Origin of the sequence: Streptomyces sp. NRRL B-3229, assembly GCF_000719505.1 — a bacterium.
Taxonomy (GTDB): domain Bacteria; phylum Actinomycetota; class Actinomycetes; order Streptomycetales; family Streptomycetaceae; genus Streptomyces; species Streptomyces griseorubiginosus.
This window is the reverse complement of record NZ_JOGP01000057.1, coordinates 1-5,038: the sequence shown is the minus strand read 5'-3', so window position 1 is coordinate 5,038 and position 5,038 is coordinate 1. Positions and strand designations below refer to the sequence as shown.

Annotated in this window: 3 protein-coding genes; all 3 read right to left on the bottom strand. The window is 71.9% G+C overall.

What is annotated here, in order from left to right; translation table 11 throughout:
- The coding region (locus IF54_RS0138485; protein ID WP_159002311.1) for an FAD-dependent monooxygenase at nucleotides 1-669 on the bottom strand (669 nt) is incomplete at its 3' end.
- Between the two features lie 102 nt (nucleotides 670-771).
- Nucleotides 772-2,661, bottom strand: coding sequence for a glycoside hydrolase family 97 protein (locus IF54_RS0138480; protein WP_030327320.1), 1,890 nt, complete (start codon nucleotides 2,659-2,661; stop codon nucleotides 772-774).
- 25 nt (nucleotides 2,662-2,686) lie between these two features.
- Complete coding sequence (locus IF54_RS0138475; RefSeq protein ID WP_030327319.1) at nucleotides 2,687-5,020, bottom strand: glycosyl hydrolase family 95 catalytic domain-containing protein; 2,334 nt, start codon at nucleotides 5,018-5,020, stop codon at nucleotides 2,687-2,689.
- Nucleotides 5,021-5,038: the final 18 nt, after the last annotated feature.

Genomic DNA, 5,038 nt, shown 5'->3' with positions numbered 1-5,038 from the left:
GCCCTGGGTGCCGGTGGCCAGGAGGGGGTGTGCGGGAGGCGGTGCGTCGGCCAGGACGGTGAGCCAGCCGATGCCGTGGTCGAAGGCGTGCGCGGTGAGGACACCGTCGGGGACGGCCGTACGGCTGACTCCCCGGTCGCCGTCGCAGCCGGCGACGAAGTCGCAGCTCAGGGCGTGTGAGGTGCCGTCGGGGGTGCGGTAGCGGACGGTCGCGCGGTCGCCGGTCAGGCCGTGCAGGGAGACGTCGGCGGCCTCGAAGCGCAGGTCGCCGCCGCCCGCCAGGAAGGTCTCGGTGAGTTTCTGCACGAGGACCTGCTGGGGGCACAGCCGGGCCACCGGGCCGTCCGAACCGTCCCGGTCGGAGACCAGGTGGCTGCGGCCGTCGACGCGGATCTCCAGGATGCCGTCGTACGGGATGCCGCCGAGGACGCGGTCGGCCAGCCCCCACGAGTCGAACATGCGGACCGCGCGGGTCTCGACGATGCCGGCCCGCTGGCGCTGTGCCACGTGCTCGCGGGAGCGGCGCTCCAGCACGACGCAGGGGACACCGCTGTGCTGGAGCAGGGTGGCGAGGGTCATCCCGGCCGGGCCCGCGCCGATCACCACGACCGTCGTCGATACGGTCGCCGGTTCGGGAGCCTCCTTCAACTTGCCTGCTCGTTCGGCCACTTGGGCACCTCCGGCGCCCAGTCTAGTGAGGATGCCGGCCGTCCGAGCCGTATCCGATCAGCCTCTCGCCGACCGGACACGGCTCCCGGAACGACCGCGCGCTCAGCGGTGGCAGGTGGTGAGGCCCGGCCGCCACGGGCAGGCGAGCCCGGCGAAGCCGCCGTTCGCGACGACGTCGACGGCGAGGGTGTCGCCGCCGCGCAGGACCTGGCTGTCCCGGACGAGGCCGTCGGCGCCGTCCCGGATCGTCTCCACGAGCCACCGCCCCGGACCGAGCGACAGCGGCACCTGGGCCGTGCGGGCGGCTCCCGCGTAGACGCCGCCGAGGAACCACCGGTCACCGCTGCGGCGGGCCAGCACGGCCTCCTGGCCGGGTGTGCCGGCGAGCAGCCGGGTGTCGTCCCAGGCCGCCGGGACCTGGTCGAAGTAGGCCCGGGCGAGCGGCCTCGCCTCGTACGACTCGGGGGTGCCCGCGAACATCTGGAGGCCCGACTCGTAGGCGACGGTGAGGCCGACCTCGGCCGCGTCGGAGTTGGGGCGCAGTCCGACCCGCTGGAAGGCGCCGGGGGTGAAGTCCATGGAGCCGATGACGTTGCGGGTGAAGGGCAGGGTGGTGAGGTGGGCGGCGGTGTTGGTGCGCTTCTCCTCGCCCGCGACCCCTTCCAGGGTCATGACCTGCGGCCAGGTGCGCTGGATGCCCTTGGGGATCGTGGAGCCGTGGAAGTCGACCATGAGGTGGTGGGCGGCCGTCTCCGCGAGGATGGTGTCGTACCAGCGGAGCATGGGCTGCGCCTCGGAGTTCATGAAGTCGATCTTGACGCCCTTCACGCCCCACTTCTCCAGGGTGGGCAGCCACTGGGCGCGTTCCTCGGGGGTGTCGAGGTCGCGCTGGTGGATCCAGACGATGATGCCGACACCCTTGGCGCGGGCGTACCGGACGAGGTCCGGCATCCAGCTGTCGGTCTGCCAGTCGGGGTCGGTGACGTCCCACTCCCCCGGCCGGTAGTACCAGCCGGCGTCAACTGCCTCGTAGGGCCAGTGGCGTTGGGCCGCATGGTCGACGTACGCCTTCTGCGCGGCGAGGCTCTGCCCCGCCTCCCTGCCGCCCGCGAGCCACGTCCACAGGACGGTGCCGGGCCTGATCCAGGAGGTGTCACGCACCTGGGAGGCGGGGGCGAGGTCGTCGGTGAAGGTGGAGCAGGTGACGGTGGCGAGGTCGCCGGTGACCATCGCGCGCCACGAGGTGGCCAACGGGCCGCCGGCGGCGACCCGTTCGTCGGCGAGCTCGACGCGATAGGTGCCGGTGCCCTGGTCATGGGCGAGCCGCGCACCGGAGTAGTCGCCGTTGAGGTCGGACTCGGCGAGCAGGGTGTACCCGCCGTCGGTCGAGAACAGAGCTTGGTCGGAGTACTCGCCGGTGGGCGCGCTCGCGGCGGTGTACTGGGCGAACTGGCCCTCGTTGTCCACCCGGTAGGCGCCGAGCCACGCTTTCGCGTCCGCCGGGAGGTTGAAGGCGGACGCCTCCCCGAGCACGTCACCGGACCCGGCGGGCAGGACGTACCGGTAGGCGATGCCGTCCGCGGCGGCGCGGACCACGAGATCGAGCCGGGCGCCCGCGGCGCCGGCGAAGGACAGCCGGGTCTCGTTCATCCGGACCCGCCGGTCCTGGCGCTTGCCGGACTTGGTGCGGTAACGCTCCTCGACCTTACGGCTCTTGCGGTGCAGGAACCGCAAGTCCTTCGACAGGTCTGCCTGTTCGGTGACGAGACCGACGGGTGACGGCTCGATGACCGTGCGGCCGCCGCGGGACACGGCGAGCGTCAGCCGGCCGGTGGTGCCGTCGAGGCCGACCTCGGCGCGCGGCGCCTGTGCTCCCGTGGACAACGACCATGTCTGGTCGTGCTGTTGGGCCTGAGCGGGTGCGGTACCGAGGAGTGCGGCCGCCAGCGAGGCACAGAGTGCGGCGACCGCCGTTCTGATCGGAACTGACATCGATGTCCTCCGAGTCGTGTGGCCTCTACGGCAGTCCCCAGGCCGGTCCGGGCTCGCTGACGGCGACGGGCGCGAGGGTGAGGTCGGGGCGGGTACCGGCGTGCACGAGCACCTCGCGGCCGCGGGGAAGGTCGATGGCGAGGGTGCCGCCGCCGAGGTCGTGGGTGCGGGCCGGGGTGCCGTCGTCGAGCACGGCGGTGACCCGTCCGGTGAGTCCGTGCTTGAGCTCCAGGGGCTCGCCGGCCAGGCTGCGGACGCGGATGAAGCGGGTGGTTCCGGCCTTGCGGACGGCGCTGACCAGGAAGGCGCCCTCGGTGCGGAAGTTGTGCAGGGTGAGGTCGGCCCAGGCGGTCGGGACCGCGGGGAAGACCCGGATCACCCCGCCCCAGCTCTGGCAGAACATGTCGTGCAGGGACTGCGAGGCGGACAGCGGGGTCTCGATGACCGGACCGGCCTCGGTGTAGTGGGTGTTGGGGCGGCAGGGGAATCGGGTCGTGGGGTCGAAGAACTTCCGCAGGTAGGTGATCGCGGTGTCGCCGTCGCCGGTCATGGCGTACATGGAGGCGGCACCGGTGTAGCTGTAGCCGCGGTGCGCGCCGGTGAGCGCGTGCCAGTGGACGATCGACCTGGGGATGAGGGCGCGGCTTTCCGGCTGGTCCCAGGTGACGAGGTGGAGCGGGTAGACCATCAGCAGGTGCGAGTAGTGCCGGTGGGACTGGGCGTACGGGGTGTCCGCACCGATCATGAAGCCGTTGTCGTCGACCGGGTAGGGCGTGAGCCTGGCGAGGACCTCCTGCCAGCGCGGGGCCAACTCGTCCTCGGTACCGAGAAGTTCGGCGGACTCGAGGAGGGTCCGGCAGCCCCAGCGGATCAGGGCGAGGTCGTAGTTGGTGTCCTGAGGCGGTACCACCGGGTATTCGGGCGACAGGGTGCTGGGCAGATGGAGCTTGCCGTCGCTGCCCGTGGTGAGGAAGTGCAGGTAGTAGTTGATCGCCCGGCGCAGCACCGGGTAGATGGTGTCGCGCAGCAGGGACGTGTCCATGGAGTGGCGGTAGGACAGCCACACATTGTGCAACGCCCAGGTCAGGTCGCCGACTTCGGCGCCGGTGCCGGGCCGGCCCACGCTGCGGTTGGCGAACATGTCGGAGCTGCGGCCCACGCCCGCGCTGTCGGCCCGGTAGGCGGCGGGCACGTTGGCGGTCAGCTGTTCCTGGTTCTGGCGCAGGGTGGTCGCGAGGGAGTCCAGCTCCGGGTGGTTGAAGCCGTGGATGAGCCAGTACTCCAGCTGGACGTTGAGGTTCCACCAGACCGCGGGCCAGGGCGTGGGCTCCAGCCAGGGCCCTGAGGTCGCCATGACGGGTCCGCCGGCGCGGCTGGCGGAGGCGACCTTGTACAGCTGGATCCAGTGGAAGCTCTGGAGACGCTGGTCGGGGAACGACACGAAGCTCTTGCGGTAGAAGGCGTGCCACCAGCTGGTGTGCCGCTTCCGGAGCGCGCTGTACGACTTCGCACGGCGGAGGTTGCGCAGGGAGTCGGCCTCGGCGGCCGTGTCGGAGGGGTGGCTGTGGCCGACACTGAGCAGCAGGTCGTCGCCGGTGCGGCGGTGGGCGGTGGCGGTCTGTCCGCCGCCGCTGAGGGGCTGGAGGACCTGCTCGGTACCGTCGGGGGCGGTGCGGGTGGTCCACGGCGGGTTGGCGGTGTAGTCGGTGGGCGGGGCCTCGCTGATCTTCCGGGGGCTGACGGCCTCCTCGGGGTGGAACGTCCAGGTGACCCGCTCGTCGCCGCGGGCCGTGACACGGACGGCGAGGACCTCGTCATGGACGAGGGCGGCGAGGGTGAGGGTGCCGGCGGTGGTGGTGACGGTGCCCGTGAGTTCGGCGTTCCAGAGGCTGAGGCGCCAGTCGACGGCGGTGATGGTGCCGACCGGTTCGAGGGTGAGACGGCCGACGGGGAGTCGGCAGGTGCCCCAGCCGCTCCCGAACTCGGGGCGGTGGTCCTGGACCCGGCCGTGCTGGACGGTGAAGCGGATCCGGTTGGCACCGGGTTCCTGGTAGACCATGCTGCCGAGTTGGCCGTCGCCGAGGAAGGGGCCCTCGTACCAGAGGGTGGGCAGCCTTCTCCACAACAGGTCCTGGTCGCGCAGGAAGCGGGCCCACGCGTCGTCGGTGGTCATGGTGTCGCGGAGTTTCCAGGGGCTCCCGGCGCCGGCCCGGGCGGACGTCGTATCTCCGGCGCGGGCCGTGCCGGGTAGAGCGGCAGCCGTCGTTCCGGGTAACGCGGTCGCGGCCGCTCCGCCCAGCGCGGTGCCGAGCACGGCCCTGCGGGCCGGGTGCGGGTGTCTCTCCGAGGGTGAGGTCATCGTCGTCCTCCATACCTG

What these genes read in the sequence shown, in the direction of transcription:
- IF54_RS0138480 (WP_030327320.1), bottom strand. Translation starts at nt 2,661, where the DNA reads ATGTCAGTTCCGATCAGAACGGCGGTCGCCGCACTCTGTGCCTCGCTG.
- IF54_RS0138475 (WP_030327319.1), bottom strand. Translation starts at nt 5,020, where the DNA reads ATGACCTCACCCTCGGAGAGACACCCGCACCCGGCCCGCAGGGCCGTG.